General features: G+C 36.0%; 31 protein-coding genes. 1 reads left to right on the forward strand and 30 read right to left on the reverse strand.

Annotated features, from left to right (window positions below):
* Nucleotides 1–6: 6 nt before the first annotated feature.
* The 30 genes from rpsD to rpsL all read right to left on the reverse strand — a co-directional run bounded on the left by rpsD (nucleotide 7) and on the right by rpsL (nucleotide 15,635).
* Complete coding sequence (gene rpsD / locus BMY33_RS18520; RefSeq protein WP_091411315.1) at nucleotides 7–612, reverse strand: 30S ribosomal protein S4; 606 nt, start codon at nucleotides 610–612, stop codon at nucleotides 7–9.
* Nucleotides 613–748: 136 nt separating this feature from the next.
* Nucleotides 749–1,132, reverse strand: a complete 384-nt coding sequence (gene rpsK / locus BMY33_RS18525) for a 30S ribosomal protein S11 (protein WP_091411316.1) — start codon at nucleotides 1,130–1,132, stop codon at nucleotides 749–751.
* A gap of 8 nt (nucleotides 1,133–1,140) precedes the next feature.
* A complete protein-coding gene (gene rpsM, locus BMY33_RS18530) occupies nucleotides 1,141–1,515 on the reverse strand; it encodes a 30S ribosomal protein S13 (RefSeq protein ID WP_091411318.1) in 375 nt (124 codons plus the stop codon).
* Between the two features lie 2 nt (nucleotides 1,516–1,517).
* Nucleotides 1,518–1,634, reverse strand: a complete 117-nt coding sequence (gene ykgO, locus BMY33_RS18535) for a type B 50S ribosomal protein L36 (protein WP_013621733.1) — start codon at nucleotides 1,632–1,634, stop codon at nucleotides 1,518–1,520.
* 117 nt (nucleotides 1,635–1,751) lie between these two features.
* Nucleotides 1,752–1,967, reverse strand: coding sequence for a translation initiation factor IF-1 (gene infA, locus BMY33_RS18540; protein ID WP_010181908.1), 216 nt, complete (start codon nucleotides 1,965–1,967; stop codon nucleotides 1,752–1,754).
* Between the two features lies 1 nt (nucleotide 1,968).
* A complete protein-coding gene (gene secY / locus BMY33_RS18545) occupies nucleotides 1,969–3,309 on the reverse strand; it encodes a preprotein translocase subunit SecY (RefSeq protein WP_027392534.1) in 1,341 nt (446 codons plus the stop codon).
* Between the two features lie 10 nt (nucleotides 3,310–3,319).
* Complete coding sequence (gene rplO, locus BMY33_RS18550) at nucleotides 3,320–3,772, reverse strand: 50S ribosomal protein L15 (RefSeq protein WP_091411319.1); 453 nt, start codon at nucleotides 3,770–3,772, stop codon at nucleotides 3,320–3,322.
* Nucleotides 3,773–3,781: 9 nt separating this feature from the next.
* Nucleotides 3,782–3,961 carry a 50S ribosomal protein L30 gene (gene rpmD / locus BMY33_RS18555; protein ID WP_091411321.1) on the reverse strand — a complete coding sequence of 60 codons (180 nt, stop codon included), beginning with the start codon at nucleotides 3,959–3,961 and terminating at the stop codon, nucleotides 3,782–3,784.
* A gap of 11 nt (nucleotides 3,962–3,972) precedes the next feature.
* Nucleotides 3,973–4,497 carry a 30S ribosomal protein S5 gene (gene rpsE, locus BMY33_RS18560; RefSeq protein WP_091411323.1) on the reverse strand — a complete coding sequence of 175 codons (525 nt, stop codon included), beginning with the start codon at nucleotides 4,495–4,497 and terminating at the stop codon, nucleotides 3,973–3,975.
* A gap of 6 nt (nucleotides 4,498–4,503) precedes the next feature.
* The gene (gene rplR / locus BMY33_RS18565) at nucleotides 4,504–4,860 is read right to left on the reverse strand and encodes a 50S ribosomal protein L18 (RefSeq protein WP_091411325.1); all 357 of its coding nucleotides are present in this window, start codon (nucleotides 4,858–4,860) and stop codon (nucleotides 4,504–4,506) included.
* 10 nt (nucleotides 4,861–4,870) lie between these two features.
* Nucleotides 4,871–5,413: a 50S ribosomal protein L6 gene (rplF, locus tag BMY33_RS18570; protein ID WP_091411327.1), complete on the reverse strand. Its 543-nt coding sequence runs from the start codon at nucleotides 5,411–5,413 to the stop codon at nucleotides 4,871–4,873.
* Nucleotides 5,414–5,433: 20 nt separating this feature from the next.
* Nucleotides 5,434–5,832, reverse strand: coding sequence for a 30S ribosomal protein S8 (rpsH, locus tag BMY33_RS18575; protein ID WP_091411328.1), 399 nt, complete (start codon nucleotides 5,830–5,832; stop codon nucleotides 5,434–5,436).
* Between the two features lie 67 nt (nucleotides 5,833–5,899).
* The gene (gene rpsN, locus BMY33_RS18580) at nucleotides 5,900–6,169 is read right to left on the reverse strand and encodes a 30S ribosomal protein S14 (RefSeq protein WP_010181917.1); all 270 of its coding nucleotides are present in this window, start codon (nucleotides 6,167–6,169) and stop codon (nucleotides 5,900–5,902) included.
* Between the two features lie 2 nt (nucleotides 6,170–6,171).
* Nucleotides 6,172–6,723 (reverse strand): 50S ribosomal protein L5, encoded by a 552-nt coding sequence (gene rplE, locus BMY33_RS18585; RefSeq protein WP_091411330.1) that lies wholly within the window; start codon nucleotides 6,721–6,723, stop codon nucleotides 6,172–6,174.
* A 2-nt stretch (nucleotides 6,724–6,725) separates the two neighbouring features.
* A complete protein-coding gene (rplX, locus tag BMY33_RS18590; protein ID WP_091411332.1) occupies nucleotides 6,726–7,037 on the reverse strand; it encodes a 50S ribosomal protein L24 in 312 nt (103 codons plus the stop codon).
* 13 nt (nucleotides 7,038–7,050) lie between these two features.
* The gene (gene rplN, locus BMY33_RS18595; RefSeq protein ID WP_027392543.1) at nucleotides 7,051–7,419 is read right to left on the reverse strand and encodes a 50S ribosomal protein L14; all 369 of its coding nucleotides are present in this window, start codon (nucleotides 7,417–7,419) and stop codon (nucleotides 7,051–7,053) included.
* 2 nt (nucleotides 7,420–7,421) lie between these two features.
* Complete coding sequence (rpsQ, locus tag BMY33_RS18600) at nucleotides 7,422–7,679, reverse strand: 30S ribosomal protein S17 (RefSeq protein ID WP_027392544.1); 258 nt, start codon at nucleotides 7,677–7,679, stop codon at nucleotides 7,422–7,424.
* 12 nt (nucleotides 7,680–7,691) lie between these two features.
* Nucleotides 7,692–7,886: a 50S ribosomal protein L29 gene (gene rpmC / locus BMY33_RS18605; protein ID WP_027392545.1), complete on the reverse strand. Its 195-nt coding sequence runs from the start codon at nucleotides 7,884–7,886 to the stop codon at nucleotides 7,692–7,694.
* 15 nt (nucleotides 7,887–7,901) lie between these two features.
* Nucleotides 7,902–8,321 carry a 50S ribosomal protein L16 gene (rplP, locus tag BMY33_RS18610; protein ID WP_091411334.1) on the reverse strand — a complete coding sequence of 140 codons (420 nt, stop codon included), beginning with the start codon at nucleotides 8,319–8,321 and terminating at the stop codon, nucleotides 7,902–7,904.
* 20 nt (nucleotides 8,322–8,341) lie between these two features.
* Nucleotides 8,342–9,067 (reverse strand): 30S ribosomal protein S3, encoded by a 726-nt coding sequence (gene rpsC, locus BMY33_RS18615; protein ID WP_091411336.1) that lies wholly within the window; start codon nucleotides 9,065–9,067, stop codon nucleotides 8,342–8,344.
* A gap of 10 nt (nucleotides 9,068–9,077) precedes the next feature.
* The gene (gene rplV, locus BMY33_RS18620; RefSeq protein WP_091411338.1) at nucleotides 9,078–9,485 is read right to left on the reverse strand and encodes a 50S ribosomal protein L22; all 408 of its coding nucleotides are present in this window, start codon (nucleotides 9,483–9,485) and stop codon (nucleotides 9,078–9,080) included.
* Between the two features lie 8 nt (nucleotides 9,486–9,493).
* Nucleotides 9,494–9,772: a 30S ribosomal protein S19 gene (rpsS, locus tag BMY33_RS18625; protein WP_027392549.1), complete on the reverse strand. Its 279-nt coding sequence runs from the start codon at nucleotides 9,770–9,772 to the stop codon at nucleotides 9,494–9,496.
* A 6-nt stretch (nucleotides 9,773–9,778) separates the two neighbouring features.
* Nucleotides 9,779–10,603: a 50S ribosomal protein L2 gene (gene rplB, locus BMY33_RS18630; protein WP_091411340.1), complete on the reverse strand. Its 825-nt coding sequence runs from the start codon at nucleotides 10,601–10,603 to the stop codon at nucleotides 9,779–9,781.
* 9 nt (nucleotides 10,604–10,612) lie between these two features.
* On the reverse strand, nucleotides 10,613–10,903 hold the full coding sequence (rplW, locus tag BMY33_RS18635; protein WP_091411342.1) for a 50S ribosomal protein L23: 291 nt from the start codon (nucleotides 10,901–10,903) through the stop codon (nucleotides 10,613–10,615).
* Nucleotides 10,904–10,908: 5 nt separating this feature from the next.
* Complete coding sequence (gene rplD, locus BMY33_RS18640; RefSeq protein WP_091411344.1) at nucleotides 10,909–11,538, reverse strand: 50S ribosomal protein L4; 630 nt, start codon at nucleotides 11,536–11,538, stop codon at nucleotides 10,909–10,911.
* Nucleotides 11,538–12,155, reverse strand: a complete 618-nt coding sequence (rplC, locus tag BMY33_RS18645) for a 50S ribosomal protein L3 (protein WP_091411345.1) — start codon at nucleotides 12,153–12,155, stop codon at nucleotides 11,538–11,540. Before rplC ends, rplD begins: the two co-directional genes overlap by 1 nt.
* A 149-nt stretch (nucleotides 12,156–12,304) precedes the next feature.
* Nucleotides 12,305–12,610, reverse strand: a complete 306-nt coding sequence (gene rpsJ, locus BMY33_RS18650; RefSeq protein ID WP_010181931.1) for a 30S ribosomal protein S10 — start codon at nucleotides 12,608–12,610, stop codon at nucleotides 12,305–12,307.
* A gap of 10 nt (nucleotides 12,611–12,620) precedes the next feature.
* Nucleotides 12,621–14,747, reverse strand: coding sequence for an elongation factor G (gene fusA, locus BMY33_RS18655; RefSeq protein WP_091411347.1), 2,127 nt, complete (start codon nucleotides 14,745–14,747; stop codon nucleotides 12,621–12,623).
* Between the two features lie 13 nt (nucleotides 14,748–14,760).
* Entirely contained in the window at nucleotides 14,761–15,237 is a 477-nt protein-coding gene (gene rpsG, locus BMY33_RS18660; RefSeq protein ID WP_091411348.1) for a 30S ribosomal protein S7, read from the reverse strand.
* A gap of 23 nt (nucleotides 15,238–15,260) precedes the next feature.
* A complete protein-coding gene (gene rpsL, locus BMY33_RS18665; protein ID WP_024770883.1) occupies nucleotides 15,261–15,635 on the reverse strand; it encodes a 30S ribosomal protein S12 in 375 nt (124 codons plus the stop codon).
* Nucleotides 15,636–15,819: 184 nt separating this feature from the next.
* On the opposite strand from rpsL, the gene BMY33_RS18670 reads away from it, so the two are divergent.
* Complete coding sequence (locus BMY33_RS18670; RefSeq protein ID WP_091411350.1) at nucleotides 15,820–17,514, forward strand: ShlB/FhaC/HecB family hemolysin secretion/activation protein; 1,695 nt, start codon at nucleotides 15,820–15,822, stop codon at nucleotides 17,512–17,514.
* Nucleotides 17,515–17,659 lie beyond the last annotated feature (145 nt).

A 17,659-nucleotide genomic window follows, 5' to 3' on the forward strand; every position in this document is an offset into this window, starting at 1 on the left:
GAGTTATTACTTCGAATATAATTCGACGATGAATTGTTCGTTGATGTTTTCCGGAATCTGAATTCTTCCCGGAACCGATACGAAAGTACCTTCTTTTGTATCGTTATTAAAAGTAATCCACTCATAAACCTTACTATTATTAGCAAGAGAGTTTTGGATAACCTCTAATGATTTTGATTTTTCTCTTACTCCTACTACATCTCCAGGTTTCAATTGGTAAGATGGAATATTAACCAATTCTCCATTAACAGTTATATGTCTGTGAGAAACTAATTGTCTAGCACCTCTACGAGAATTTGATAGTCCCATTCTAAAAGCTACATTATCCAAACGTGATTCACATAATTGAAGTAAAACCTCACCTGTAATTCCAGTAGATCTTGTTGCTTTTTCGAACATATTTCTGAACTGACGTTCTAATACTCCGTATGTATATTTAGCTTTTTGCTTCTCCATTAATTGGATTGCATACTCACTCTTCTTTCCTCTTCGTCTGTTGTTTCCATGTTGACCAGGAGGATAATTTCTCTTATCGAATGACTTATCGTCACCGAATATCGCTTCACCAAACTTACGAGCGATTTTAGTTTTTGGACCAGTATATCTTGCCATTTTCTTATTAATTTAATTGTTGAGGAGGATATGAATTAAGGTCACTGTCCTTCGAAAATCCTTTATTCCCCATTTGACTTACTTTATTATAAATTTAAAACATAAAAGATCCCGAAAACATTCGGGATACAATTACTTATACTCTACGTCTTTTTGGAGGACGGCATCCGTTATGAGGCATTGGAGTTACATCAATAATTTCTGAAACTTCAATTCCTGAATTATGAAGGGAACGTATTGCAGATTCTCTTCCATTTCCAGGTCCTTTTACATATACCTTTACTTTCTTAAGACCAGCTTCGATAGCTACTTTAGAAGCATCTTCTGCAGCTAATTGTGCAGCATATGGTGTGTTCTTTTTAGAACCTCTGAATCCCATTTTTCCAGCTGAAGACCAAGAAATTACGTCTCCTTTTTTATTTGTTAACGATACAATAATGTTGTTAAAAGATGCTGTTACGTGTGCTTCTCCTACTGACTCAACAATTACTTTACGTTTTTTTGAAGTTGACTTTGCCATACTACTTATTATTTAGTTGCTTTTTTCTTGTTAGCAACTGTTTTTCTTCTTCCTTTACGCGTTCTAGAATTATTCTTAGTACGTTGACCTCTAAGTGGTAAACCTGCTCTGTGACGAATACCTCTGTAACATCCTATATCCATAAGACGTTTGATATTCAACTGTACTTCAGAACGTAATTCTCCTTCAATGGTATAGGCCCCTACAGCTTCACGAATACGACCGATCTGGTCATCATCCCAATCAGAAACTTTAATACTTTCATCTACTTTGGCAATGTCTAAAACTTCTTTAGCTCTACTTCTACCAATTCCGAAGATATAGGTTAATGCTATAACTCCTCGCTTTTGTTTAGGTATATCTACCCCTGCAATTCTTGCCATAATTACCCTTGTCTTTGTTTAAATCTAGGATTCTTTTTATTAATTACGTAAAGTCGGCCTTTTCTACGCACAATCTTGCACTCGGCACTTCTCTTTTTTATTGATGCTCTAACTTTCATCTCTTTGTGTTTAAATCCTGAAAATACATATTAAGCATTTCAGAAGGTCTCGTTAACAAGATTTTCAGCCCGCAAAAGTACGCAAAAAATCTTAATTAACTAATATTCTTAAAATTATTAGTATCTGTATGTTATACGAGCCTTAGATAAATCATAAGGACTCATTTCTAACTTCACCTTATCTCCAGGTAACAACTTGATATAATGCATACGCATTTTACCTGAGATATGAGCCGTCACTACGTGACCATTTTCTAGTTCTACTCGAAACATAGCATTAGACAATGCTTCGATTATACTTCCATCCTGTTCTATTGCCGGTTGTTTTGCCATTTTATGCTACTGCTTTTCGGTTTTTACCAGTTTTCATCAATCCATCATAATGTCTATTCAATAAATATGAATTGACTTGCTGCATTGTATCTATAGCAACCCCTACCATAATAAGTAATGAAGTTCCTCCGAAAAACAATGCCCAACCTTGTTGAACACCAAGAAGCTTTACAGCAATAGCTGGGAAAACAGCAATTAATGCTAAGAAAATAGAACCCGGTAACGTTATCTGCGACATGATCTTATCTAAATATTCTGCTGTCTCACTACCAGGTCTGATTCCTGGAATAAAACCACCACTTCTTTTTAAGTCATCAGCCATTTTATTAGTTGGAACTGTAATAGCCGTGTAGAAGTAAGTAAATATTATGATTAATAACCCAAATAATAAATTATACCATAATCCAAAAATATCACTAAATGCCGCAGCTATACCTTGCGAAGTTTCAGACTCTGAAAGACCTGCTACAGCAGCTGGTATAAACATAATAGCTTGAGCAAATATAATTGGCATTACTCCAGAAGCATTTAACTTCAATGGAATATATTGACGGGAACCAAAAACATTCTTTTCATATCCTCCACTAGCGGTTCTTCTAGCATACTGTACTGGAATTTGACGAACCGCCATAACCAATAACACAGAAGCTAATATAATTACAAACCAAATAACCAGTTCAATCAATACCATTATGATATCTCCACCTTCTCCAGAAGTTCTAGAAATAAAATTCTGTACAAAAGATTGCGGTAACGTAGCTATAATTCCTACCATAATTAATAATGAAATACCATTACCAATACCTTTATCAGTAATCTTTTCACCTAACCACATAGCAAAAATACATCCGGTGGTTAATATAATTACAGATGATACAACGAAAACAGTTTGACTTATCTCTGTACTAAAAGCAGCTGGAGGAAGCGTTGCGAACAAATTATAAATATAACCAGGTCCTTGAACCAAAGTGATAGCAATTGTCAACCAACGCGTAATCTGATTAATTTTCTTTCTTCCACTTTCTCCTTCTTTTTGTAGTTTTTGAAGATAAGGTATAGCTATCCCCATCAACTGAACAACAATCGAAGCGGATATATAAGGCATGATTCCTAAGGCAAAAACAGAAGCATTAGCAAACGCTCCTCCCGTAAATGCATTAAGTAGTCCTAACAAACCATCTTGGGTTTGAGTACCCAAATTAGCTAATTCTGCCGCATCAACTCCAGGTAATACAACCTGTGCTCCAAATCGATAAACTAAAAGTAATCCTAGTGTAACTAGAATTCTATTTTTCAATTCTTCGATTTTCCAAATGTTTTTTATTGTATCAATAAATTTCATGAAATGTCTTTTATAAGGTTACTGCTTCACCACCTGCTGCTTCTATAGCTGCCTTTGCAGTGGCTGTAAATTTATGAGCTGTGACTTTTAATTTCGCCTTTAACTCACCTCTTCCCAGTATCTTAACTAAATCATTCTTTCCTGCAAGACGTGTACTTAATAACACGTCAAGATCAACCGTATCAGTTATTTTACCAGCATCCACTAAATTCTGTAGCGTATCTAGATTGATCCCCTGATACTCTTTTCTATTGATATTAGTGAAACCAAATTTTGGAACACGTCTTTGAAGAGGCATCTGCCCTCCTTCAAATCCTATCTTTCTAGAATATCCAGAACGAGATTTTGCTCCTTTATGACCACGAGCAGCTGTTCCACCTTTTCCGGAACCCTGACCACGACCTAATCGCTTACTGTTATTTTTTACTGAACCTGCAGCAGGTTTTAAGTTACTTAAATCCATGTGCTTATATTATTTTGTTTCTAAAGAAACTAAATGTTTAACTTTATTTACCATCCCAAGGATATTAGGAGTGTCATCATGCTCAACAACCTGACCGATCTTTTTAAGACCTAAAGCCTCCAGAGTTCTTTTTTGTCTCTGTGTACGGTTAATCGCGCTTTTTACTTTAGTTATTTTAATCTTTGCCATCGTTCCTATATTTATCCTTTAAACACTTTCTCTAGTGAAACACCACGTTGTTTTGCTACTTGCTCTGCACTACGCATTTGCAATAAGGCATCAAACGTTGCTTTCACCACATTGTGTGGGTTAGACGATCCTTGATTTTTAGAAAGTACATCATGAACTCCTACAGCTTCTAGTACTGCACGGATAGCTCCACCAGCAATAACTCCTGTACCAGTTGCAGCAGGCATTAATAATACTCTTGCTCCACCATACTTTCCTTTTTGTTCATGTGGTAATGTTCCTTTAGTTAACGGTATACGAACTAAATTCTTCTTAGCGTCTTCTACTGCTTTTGCAATAGCTTCAGCAACTTCCTTAGACTTACCTAAACCTTGGCCTACAACACCGTTTTCATCTCCTACAACTACAATAGCAGAGAATCCAAATGCTCTACCACCCTTGGTTACTTTAGTAACACGCTGTACTCCAACTAAACGATCCTTTAATTCAAGTCCACTTGGTTTTACTAATTCTGCGTTTTTATATTTTTGATACATAATTTCTTAGAATTTAAGTCCTGCTTCTCTAGCTCCTTCAGCTAATGATTTTACTCTACCATGATATAAATATCCACCCCTATCAAATGACACAGTATCTATACCAGCCTTCTTAGCCTTATCAGCAAGGGCTTTACCAACCAAGCTTGCCTTTTCTGCCTTATTACCTGATGCAGCAGCAATATCTTTATCTCTTGAAGAAGCTGAACCAATAGTCTTACCGGTAACATCATCTATGATTTGTGCATAGATTTCTTTATTACTTCTATAAACAGATAATCTAGGACGTTGTTCTGTTCCGCTTACTTTACCGCGGATTCGCTTTCTGATTTTTAATCTTCTTAAATCTTTTGAGAATGCCATAACTTCGTTATTATGCAGATTTACCTGCTTTTCTTCTTAATTGTTCTCCTACGAATTTAACTCCTTTACCTTTGTAAGGTTCTGGCTTACGGAAACCTCTAATTTTAGCTGCAACCTGTCCCACTAATTGTTTGTCGTGAGAAGTTAATTTTACGATCGGGTTTTTACCTTTTTCTGATATAGTCTCTACTTTAACCTCTGGAGCAATATCTAAAACGATATTGTGAGAGAAACCTAAAGCTAAATCTAATTTTTGTCCTTGATTAGAAGCTCTATAACCAACTCCTACCAATTCTAATTCTTTAGTAAAACCTTCAGAAACACCTTGAACCATATTATTAATCAAAGCCCTATATAATCCATGCTTTGCTTTATGATCTTTAGCTTCACTAGGTCTTTCTAGAACAACCTGACCTTCCTCTACTTTCACATTGATAGCATCTAGCTCCTGTGTAAGCTCTCCTAATTTTCCTTTAACAGTAACAACATTACCTGTCACTTCTACAGTGACACCAGACGGAATAGTTACTGGATTTTTTCCTATTCTTGACATTTCTTTTGTCTTTTATACTGTTAATATACGTAACAAAGTACTTCTCCACCTACGTTCTCTTGCTTTGCCTGTTTTCCAGTCATTACGCCATGAGAAGTAGAAACAATTGCGATACCTAATCCGTTAAGAATCCTTGGTATTTCGCTTGAACCTGCATATTTACGTAAACCAGGCTTACTGATTCTTTGTAATTCCTTAATTACAGGCTCTTTTGTCAACTTGTTGTACTTAAGAGCTATCTTAATACTACCTTGCGTTGTATTATCTTCAAATTTATAACTCAAAATATATCCTTGATCGAATAATATTTTAGTGATCTCTTTTTTAACCTTAGATGCAGGGATCTCAACAACTCTGTGTTGAGCACTATTTGCATTACGAATTCTGGTTAAATAATCTGCTATAGGATCTGTATTCATTATATTTAATTTATGACCTTGGTTTTCAACTAATATAGTCGAACCTTAGACCAATTAATTTTTATTATTACCAACTAGCTTTAGTTACTCCTGGAATTAACCCTTGATTAGCCATCTCTCTAAATGTAACACGTGAAATCCCAAACTGACGCATATATCCTTTTGGTCTTCCTGTTAGTTTACAACGATTATGCATACGGATTGGAGATGCATTTTTTGGCAGTTTCTGTAATGCCTCATAGTCTCCAGCCTCTTTTAAAGCTTTACGTTTTTCAGCATATTTAGCAACTGTTTTTGCTCTCTTCACCTCACGGGCTTTCATTGATTCTTTAGCCATAATTAATTCTTTTTAAAAGGTAACCCTAGTTCTGTTAACAATGATTTTGCTTCTTTATCTGTTCCTGCAGAAGTTTCAAAAGTAATATTCATTCCTGAAATCTTATTCACTTTATCAATATCTATTTCAGGAAATATAATTTGCTCAGTAATTCCTAATGAGTAATTACCTCTACCATCGAAACCAGTAGCATTAATTCCATTAAAATCTCGTACACGAGGTAACGCTGAAGTAATCAAACGATCTAAAAACTCATACATTCTTTCTCCTCTTAACGTAACTTTCGCACCTATTGGCATTCCTTTACGTAACTTGAAAGTTGCAACATCCTTTTTAGATATCGTAGCAACAGCCTTTTGACCTGTTATCATTGTTAATTCGTCCACAGCGTAGTCAATTAACTTCTTATCTGCCACAGCTGCACCAACACCTCTACTTAAAACAATTTTTTTAAGCCTAGGCACTTCCATTACATTACTATAACTGAATTCTTCTGTAAGAGTAGACATTACTCTGTCCTTATACTCTTGTTTTAGTCTTGGGATATAAGCCATAACTATATTACTTCATTAGATTTTTTAGAAAATCTCACTTTCTTATCTCCTTCTACTCTATATCCAACTCTTGTCTCATCTCCATTAGAAGTTAACAATGTTAAGTTAGAAATATGAATAGCCGCTTCTTGCTTCACTATACCACCTTGTGGATTAGCAGCACTAGGCTTTTGGTGTTTAGACACAAGGTTAACACCTTCTACAATTGCCTTGTTCTTATCCTTCAATACTTTCTGTACGGTTCCCTGTTGACCTTTATTGTCTCCAGCGATAACCTTTACAGTATCTCCTGATTTAATTTTTAGCTTTGTCATCTTTGCTATACTATTAAAGCACTTCTGGCGCTAGTGATACAATCTTCATGAACTGCTTGTCACGAAGCTCTCTTGCAACAGGACCAAAAACACGAGTTCCTCTCATTTCTCCTGCAGGGTTCAAAAGAACACATGCATTATCATCAAAACGAATATAAGAACCATCTGGTCTGCGCACTTCTTTTTTGGTACGAACTACAACTGCAGTTGAAACTGCTCCCTTTTTAATGTTTCCATTAGGAGTTGCTTCTTTAACACTGACAACGATCTTGTCTCCTACAGAGGCGTATCTTCTTTTTGTACCACCTAAAACACGGATAACTAAAACTTCTTTACCACCTGTGTTGTCTGCTACTTTTAATCTAGACTCTTGTTGTACCATAATTACTTCGCTCTTTCAATTACTTCTACTAATCTCCAGCATTTGGTTCTACTCATAGGTCTTGTTTCCATGATCTTTACAGTATCACCAATATTGCAGTCATTTTTCTCGTCGTGTGCAACGTATTTTTTCGTTTTTAACACGAACTTTCCGTACATCGGGTGTTTTACTTTTTTCACTTCAGCAACAACAATTGATTTCTGCATCTTGTTACTAGTAACTACACCTATACGCTCTTTTCTTAAGTTTCTTTTTTCCATCTTTCAGCAGAATTAACCGTTTAATTCTCTTTTAGTTAGCTCAGTTGCCATTCTTGCAATAGATCTTCTCACTTTACGTAATTGTAAAGGATTTTCTAATGGAGACATAGCGTGAGCCATTTTTAAATCTGAATACTCTTTACGAGATTTACCAAGTTCTTCTTGTAATTCAGCTGTAGACGATTCTTTTACTTGTGATTGTTTCATAGTCTCTTTTGAATTTTAACCTTGATAGGTTCTTGATACAATAAACTTAGTTCTTACCGGAAGCTTCTGTGCAGCAAGACGTAAAGCCTCTTTTGCTACATCATATGGCACACCGCTAATCTCAAATAATATTCTTCCTGGTTTTACCACTGCCGCCCAATATTCTACAGCTCCTTTTCCTTTACCCATACGTACTTCAAGAGGTTTCTTTGTAATAGGCTTGTCTGGGAAAATTTTAATCCACAGAGCACCTTCTCTTTTCATATAACGAGTAGCAGAAATACGTGCTGCTTCTATTTGTCTAGCAGTAACAAAACTTGAATCCAATGATTTTATTCCGAAAGTACCGTTAGAAAGTGTGTGTCCTCTTTGAGAAAGACCTTTCATACGTCCTTTTTGTTGTTTACGGAATTTTGTTCTTTTAGGCTGTAACATTGTTAATTTACTTTAAAAAATTACTTTCTACGACGTGATTTATTGTTTCCACCTCGTCCGGCTCTATCGCCTCCTTTTCCTTGTTTCTTAGAAAGACCAACTAAAGGAGAAAGCTCTCTCTTACCATATACTTCGCCTTTCATAATCCATACTTTTACACCTAATCTACCATAAGTAGTATGTGCCTCAACTAAAGCATAATCTATGTCAGCTCTAAACGTTGATAAAGGAATACGACCATCTTTATAAGACTCTGAACGTGCCATCTCTGCACCATTCAAACGTCCTGAAATCTGAATCTTGATACCCTCAGCATTCATTCTCATTGCAGCCGCAATAGCCATCTTAATCGCACGACGGTAAGAGATACGACTCTCAATTTGTCTTGCAACACTAGATCCAACTAAAAATGCATCAAGCTCAGGTCTCTTAATTTCAAAGATATTTATCTGAACCTCTTTATCTGTAATTTTCTTAAGCTCTTCTTTTAACTTGTCTACCTCTTGACCACCTTTTCCGATAATAATACCAGGTCTAGCAGTAGTGATAGTAACGGTTACAAGTTTAAGCGTGCGCTCAATAATTACTCTAGATACACTAGCTTTAGATAAACGTGCGTGTACGTACTTTCTAATCTTATCGTCTTCGGCAAGTTTATCACCGTAGTCATTACCTCCATACCAGTTGGATTCCCATCCTCTGATGATACCAAGGCGATTTCCGATTGGATTTGTCTTCTGTCCCATACTATTTATATTAGCTTTGTGTATTATTTTTTGCTGCAACCACGATTGTTACGTGATTAGAGCGTTTTCTTATTCTGTGTGCGCGACCTTGTGGAGCAGGACGTAGTCTTTTCAACATACTTCCTCCATCTACACGAATCTCTTTTACAAAAAGATCTGCATCTTCAATATTCGCCTCTTCATTCTTCGCTTGCCAGTTAGCTATTGCAGAAAGCAATAACTTTTCTAAACGACGCGATGCTTCTTTAGGGTTAAATCTAAGAATATGAAGCGCTCTTTCCACTTTCTCACCACGAACTAAATCCGCTACTAAGCGCATCTTACGAGGTGAAGTAGGACAGTTATTAAGCTTAGCAAAAGCAATCTGCTTTTTCTCCTCCTTAATCCTATCTGCCATTTCTCTTTTACGAACTCCCATAGCTTAAATTATTTTTTACCTTTATTTTTAGCACCAGCGTGCCCTCTAAAAGAACGTGTTGGCGAAAATTCTCCTAACTTATGACCTACCATGTTTTCTGTAATATATACAGGAACAAATTGGCGACCATTATGCACTGCTATTGTTTGACCAACAAAATCTGGTGATATCATTGATGCTCTAGACCAAGTCTTTATAACAGTCTTTTTATTAGCCTCTACATTCGCTGCAACTTTTTTCTCTAACTTATAATGAATGTAAGGTCCTTTTTTTAATGAACGTGCCATATCTTATTATTTCTTTCTACGTTCTACAATATACTTATTACTCGCTTTCGTCTTAGAACGGGTTCTGTATCCTTTAGCAGGAAGACCTTTTCTAGAACGTGGATGACCTCCTGAAGACTTACCTTCACCACCACCCATTGGGTGATCGACTGGATTCATCACTACAGGACGTGTACGTGGACGACGACCTAACCAACGACTTCTACCAGCTTTACCACCAACTAGTAATTGATGATCACTATTAGAAACAGCACCTATAGTTGCCATACAATTCATCAATATCAATCTTACTTCTCCAGAAGGTAATTTTACCGTAGCAAATTTACCATCACGAGCCATAAGTTGCGCAAATGAACCTGCACTACGCGCCATAACAGCACCTTGACCAGGACGTAATTCAATACAAGATATGATTGTACCTAAAGGGATATCACTTAGTGGCATTGCATTTCCAATTTCTGGAGCAACATTACTACCAGAAACTATGTTCTGACCCACTTGCAGACCGTTTTGAGCTATAACATAACGCTTCTCACCATCTTGATAGTTTAGAAGCGCAATAAAAGCAGTTCTATTCGGATCGTATTCTATTGTTGCAACGGTAGCAGGAATCCCTTGCTTATCACGTTTAAAATCAATAATACGATATCTTTTCTTATGACCACCACCTTTGTAGCGCATGGTCATTTTTCCTTGATTGTTTCTACCTCCAGATCTTTTTTTCGGAGCTAATAAACTCTTCTCCGGCTTATCAGTAGTAATGGCATCATATCCATTAACTACTCTAAAACGCTGACCTGGGGTAATTGGTTTCAATTTTCTTACTGACATTTCTTAGTCTTAAAGATTACTATATAAATCAATTACTTCACCTTCCGCCACCTGTACAATTGCCTTTTTAACAGCTTTTGTTTTACCAGTGACCATTCCCGTTTTTGTATAACGAGTTTTACGATCTGGACGGACATTAATTGTACGAACTTTAGTAACAGATACTCCATAAGCAGCTTCAACTGCTTTTTTGATCTCCACCTTATTCGCTTTCTTATCTACTACAAAACCATAGCGGTTATACACCTCACTATCAGCAGTAGCCTTTTCCGTAATAATAGGTTTTATTAAGATACTCATGGCTTCTATTTACTTAAATTCGTTTCAATTCCTTTCAAAGAACCTTCTAAAAGCACAACACTCTTTGCATTAAGTATTTTATAAGTACTTAATTCTGAGGATGTTACAACTTCAGAGCTTTTTAAATTGCGTGACGACAAATATACATTTTTATTCGACTCTCCCAACACAAATAAAGATTTTTTATCCTCCAGCCCTAAAGACTTTAAAACTGCAGTAAAATTCTTTGTTTTAATTGTATCAAAAGTAAAGTCTTCTACAACCGTAATTGCTTTGTCATTTGCCTTAATACTTAGCGCAGATTTACGTGCTAATCTTTTCAAATTCTTATTTAATTTAAAAGAATAACTACGTGGTCTAGGTCCAAATATTCTACCTCCACCTTTAAAGATTGGAGATTTAATACTACCCGCTCTCGCTGTACCAGTTCCTTTTTGTTTCTTTATTTTTCTTGTACTACCAACAATCTCCGCACGCTCCTTAGCCTTGTGAGTTCCTTGGCGTTGATTAGCCAAATACTGCTTCACATCTAAGTACACAGCATGATCATTAGGCTCTATACCAAAAACAGCGTCAGAAAGGTCTACCTTTCTTCCTGTTTCTTTTCCGTTAATATCGATTACTGCTACCTTCATTACTTCTGAATCGTTACGTAAGCATTTTTATGTCCAGGAACACACCCTTTCACAACAAGTAAGTTCTTTTCAGTAACCACTTTTAACACTTTTAAGTTTTGAATTTTTACTTGATCTCCACCCATTCTTCCGGCCATTCGCATTCCTTTGAATACTCTAGCAGGGTAAGATGCTGCACCTATCGAACCTGGAGCTCTTAAACGGTTGTGCTGACCGTGAGTTGCTTGTCCAACACCACCAAAGCCGTGTCTTTTAACAACTCCCTGAAAACCTTTACCTTTAGAAGTTGCTGAAACATCAACAAATTCTCCTTCAGCAAAATGCTCTACAGTTACTGTATCTCCTAATTTGTACTCCTCCTCAAAACCTTGAAATTCGACAACTTTACGTTTAGCAACAGTTCCTGCTTTCTTAAAGTGACCTAAAGCCGCTTTAGTAGCATTTTTGTCTGCTTTGTCATCGAAACCTAGCTGAATAGCTTTATAACCATCAACTTCTTCAGTTCTGACTTGGGTAACCACACATGGGCCAGCTTCTATTACCGTACATGGAATATTCTTTCCATTTTCGTCGAAGATGCTAGTCATGCCGATCTTTTTTCCTATTAACCCAGACATATTTATTAATTATTAATTAGTATTCTACTTATTATTTTGCAAAAAAACAGGGTCAAAATACTTCAACCCTGAATGTATTTTTTTTGCCGTTTTTCCCTTGCACGCAGCTTGGGACATTTATCGTAAGACTTTCTTACTTAGAAGCTCTATCAAACTTTGATTTCAACCTCTACTCCACTCGGTAATTCTAGCTTCATCAACGCATCAATCGTTTTTGAAGATGAGCTATAAATATCCAAAAGTCTTTTATAAGAACTTAATTGAAATTGCTCTCTAGATTTTTTATTAACGTGCGGAGAACGTAATACTGTAAAAATCTTCTTATGTGTTGGTAATGGAATTGGGCCAGTAACCACAGCTCCAGTACTCTTAACGGTCTTAACAATCTTCTCAGCAGATTTATCTACCAAGTTATGATCGTAAGATTTTAGTTTTATTCTAATTTTTTGACTCATTTCTGTAAGATTAAGCGTTAACTCCTTTTGCTGCTGCAATTACTTCTTCTGAAATATTAGAAGGAGTTTCAGCATAGTGAGAAAATTCCATAGTAGATGTTGCTCTACCAGATGACAATGTTCTTAATGTAGTAACATATCCAAACATCTCAGAAAGTGGCACAGTAGCTTTCACAGTTTTTGCACCTGCTCTATCTCCCATATCACTAACCTGTCCTCTACGTCTATTAAGGTCACCTACGATATCACCCATATTTTCTTCTGGAGTAATAACTTCTAGTTTCATAATAGGCTCCATAATAACAGCTTTCGCAGCTTTTGCTGAATTCTTAAATCCTAACTTAGCTGCCAATTCGAATGATAATTGATCCGAATCCACATCATGATAAGAACCATCTTTCAATGTTACTTTCATAGCATCTACTTCATAACCTGCTAATGGACCATTTACCATAGCCATTTTAAATCCTTTTTCAATTGAAGGGATAAATTCTTTAGGAACGTTACCACCCTTAATAGTAGACTCAAACTGAAGACCAACTTCACCCTCTGCAGCTGGTTCAATTGTAAACACAATATCCGCAAATTTACCACGACCACCAGATTGTTTCTTATAAACCTCTCTATGATCAGCCGCCTGAGTAATAGCTTCTTTATATTCTACCTGAGGTTGACCCTGATTAACCTCTACTTTGAATTCGCGCTTTAAACGATCTACAATCACATCCAAGTGAAGTTCACCCATTCCTGAAATTATAGTCTGTCCTGAAGCTTCATCTGAACGCACAGTAAATGTAGGATCCTCTTCCGCTAACTTAGCTAATCCCATACCTAATTTATCAACATCAGCTTTCGTTTTAGGCTCAACAGCAATACCAATTACTGGATCTGGAAAGTCCATAGATTCTAAAACTATAGGATGCTTCTCTGCTGTAAGTGTATCTCCTGTCTTAATGGATTTAAATCCAACAGCTGCTCCTATATCTCCAGCTTCTATGTATTCAATAGCATTTTGCTTATTCGCATGCATTTGGTAGATACGTGAAATACGTTCTTTTTTACCAGAACGATTATTTAACACATAAGAACCAGCATCTAAACGACCTGAATATGCACGGAAAAATGCTAAACGTCCCACAAATGGATCCGTAGCAATTTTAAATGCTAAAGCCGCAAACGGCTCCTTTACATCTGGCTTACGAATCTCCTCTTCATCAGTATTAGGATTCATCCCTACAATACCTTCTTTATCTGTTGGAGAAGGTAAGTAACGACACACAGCATCTAATAAAAACTGAACACCTTTATTCTTAAACGCAGATCCACAGATCATCGGAATGATAGACATATCCATCACAGCAGCCCTAAGTGCAGCGTGCACTTCTTCTTCCGTAATAGAATCCTCATCTTCCATAAATTTCTCTAGGAGGTCTTCGTCATAAGCAGCAACCTCTTCTATAAGCTTACCACGAAGTATTTTTGCTTCTTCTTTAAGATCTTCAGGAATATCTACAACATCAAACGTAGAACCCATTCCTTCTTCATGCCATATGATAGCACGATTCTTAACTAAATCTACAATACCTTTAAAATCTTCTTCGTCACCAATATTCAATACAATAGGAACTGCATTAGATCCTAACATATCTTTCACTTGCTGACAAACTTCCATAAAATTAGATCCTTGACGATCCATTTTATTCACAAACCCTATTCTTGGAACTTTGTAATTATCCGCAAGCCTCCAGTTAGTTTCTGACTGTGGCTCAACACCATCAACAGCACTAAACAAGAACACTAACCCATCAAGTACACGCAACGAACGATTCACTTCTACCGTAAAATCTACGTGACCCGGAGTATCAATAATATTAAAGTGATATCCCTTGGTATCATCCAAAGGTTGACCATTTTCTGTTGGAAAACTCCACTCACATGTTGTTGCAGCTGAAGTAATAGTAATACCTCTTTCTTGCTCTTGCTCCATCCAGTCCATAGTAGCAGCACCATCATGAACCTCACCAATCTTGTGACTTACACCGGTATAATAAAGAATACGCTCTGTTGTCGTTGTCTTTCCTGCGTCAATATGCGCAGCAATACCTATATTTCTTGTATATTTTAAATCTCTAGCCATTTCTGTTTATTGATTAAAATCTAAAGTGTGAGAATGCCTTATTTGCTTCAGCCATCTTATGAGTATCCACTCTCTTCTTAACCGCTGCTCCTTCTTCTTTTTCTGCAGCAATAATCTCTGCAGCAAGTTTTTGAGCCATAGACTTCTCGTTTCTTTTACGTGAAAAAGTAATCAACCACTTCATAGCGGTAGATATTTTTCTATCAGGTCTAATTGGGTTAGGTATCTGGAAGGTAGCCCCTCCAACACGACGGCTTCTTACTTCTACGTGCGGCATTACGTTAGACAACGCATCTTTCCACATTTCCAAAGCAGTTTTTTCTTCGTTTTGTTTTTTCTCTTCTACGATATCAATAGCATCATAGAAAATTTTGAAAGCAACCGATTTCTTTCCGTCCCACATCATCATATTTACAAAACGAGTCACTAATTGATCGTTAAAACGAGGATCCGGCAAAATAGGTCTTTTTTTAGCCTTTCTTTTTCTCATGTCTTCTTCTTAAAGTTTTTTAATTACTTCTTAGGGCGTTTTGCACCATACTTAGATCTACGTTGCGTTCTACCTTCTACACCTGCGGTGTCTAAAGCTCCACGTACAATGTGATATCTAACTCCTGGTAAATCTTTTACCCTTCCACCTCTAACTAATACTATCGAGTGCTCCTGTAGATTGTGACCCTCACCTCCGATGTATGCGTTTACTTCCTTACCATTTGTTAACCTAACACGAGCTACTTTACGCATAGCTGAATTTGGTTTTTTTGGTGTAGTAGTATAAACACGCGTACAAACACCGCGGCGTTGCGGGCAAGAATCTAAAGCAGCCGATTTACTCTTCTTAGTTATTTTGGCTCTACCTTTTCTTACTAATTGTGAAATTGTTGGCATAATTTGCTTTACACTATTATTAAAATAATTTTTAATTACCTCTTTTATGAGGGCTGCAAAGGTATAAATATTTTTCGTCAATTCAAATCCTAACGCATTAATTTTCAAATAGATTTAAAATGATATTATTTAACCGTAACAAATCCCTGTATTTTCCGTTATTTTAGCACTATTAAAAACAAAATTGAAAACTCCTACATCATACATCTTTCTCCTTTTCATAGCTATACATTCATTTTGCAATGCGCAAAACACCATTCTTAATCTAACCATCCAAGGAATAGACTCTACCGAAACTAGCAAAATAGATAGTACCGAATACACAAAAACCTTTAAAAATTTTATAGACTTAAAAACTGAGGTAGTAAAAACCCAAAAAACACTACTTCAATTAGGATATCTCGACTCACAACTACTGGAGCTAAAAAAAACATCCGACTCTTCCTTTGTAAGCACCTTTGAGCTTAACAAAAAATACAAAAACATAACAATCCACTACAACAAAAACTCAATTCCAATTAGAGCACTAAAACAAATATCCACAAAAGTAACTGACAAGCACTTTTCTATACCATTAAAAAGAACCGAAGAAGTATTACAATTTCTAACAAACTTCTTTGTCGACCAAGGAAACACATTCAGCAATTTATCGCTAACAGATATTAAAAAAGATAATGATAACATTATTGCTAAGCTCATAAACTCAACAAGCAACAAAAGAACAATTGATGACATTATTATAAAAGGATACAGTAAATTCCCATACTCTTATCTCAAATACAATAGCAGAATACGAAAAGGAGCTACGTTTAACAAGAATGACATTTTAAAAAAATCACTCACCATTGACAATTTAGGTTTTGCAAAAAGCATCAAAGCTCCTGAGGTTTTGTTTGGAAAAGACTCAACCAAAGTATATTTATACCTTAAAAAGAAAACAGCAAATAGCTTTGATGGTTTTCTTGGATTTTCCACAGATACAGAATCTGGAAATCTAGAACTTAACGGATATCTAGACCTTAAACTTATAAATAATTTGAATTTTGGAGAAAAACTAAACCTAATCTACAAAAGCGATGGCAATGAGCAACAAAGATTTCAAGCTAATATTTCGTTACCTTATATTTTAAAGACCCCCATTGGTATTGAAGCAGGTATAGAGATATTCAAAAAGGACTCTAGCTTCTTAATTACAGAACAAAACATCGACATTAACTACTTAATTAATAACAAAGATAAAATCTCAGTAGGATACTCTTCAATCTCTTCTAACAACCTTCTAGACAACCCCCAACCCCTACTTAACATTAACGATTACAATTCATCATTCTTTACACTAAGCTTCAACCACACTTTAAGGCAAAACAAAAACCTGTTCCCAATAAAAAATTCTTATTCCCTTAGAACAGAATTAGGCTCAAGAAACACTGAAAACAACAAAACAACTCAAATAAAAAGCAATTTAAGCTTAAGCTACATATTTGAACTAAATCAAAGAAATTCTATATCACTTAAAAACAGTGCTGCTATTATTTTTTCCGACGACTTATTTGTCAACGAACTTTTTCGATTTGGCGGAATCAACTCAATTCGCGGTTTTGAAGAAAATAGCATCAACGCATCACTATTCAACGTGCTAAATACAGAATACCAATACACACTATCACCTAATTTATATATTCACTCCATAATAGATTACTCCTATTTTGAAGACGAAACCAACAAAATATCAGACAATCTCACCAGTTTCGGCATAGGCATCGGACTAAACACTCAAACAGGCCTATTTCGAATTATTTTTGCAAATGGAAAAAACAGTGATTCTAACTTCAAGTTCTCCAACACAAAGGTTCATATAAGTCTAAATGCAATATTTTGACCCACCTGTTCAACTCAAACAACAACAAAACAACAACAAAACAACAACAAAACAACAACAAAAACAAAGGCTGTAAAACAGCTAATTTCGCAAAATCAAAACTCCAATCAGTTTTACCATTAAACAAGTAACAAAACCAACAAAA

Source organism: Aquimarina amphilecti (assembly GCF_900109375.1).
Lineage (GTDB): Bacteria > Bacteroidota > Bacteroidia > Flavobacteriales > Flavobacteriaceae > Aquimarina > Aquimarina amphilecti.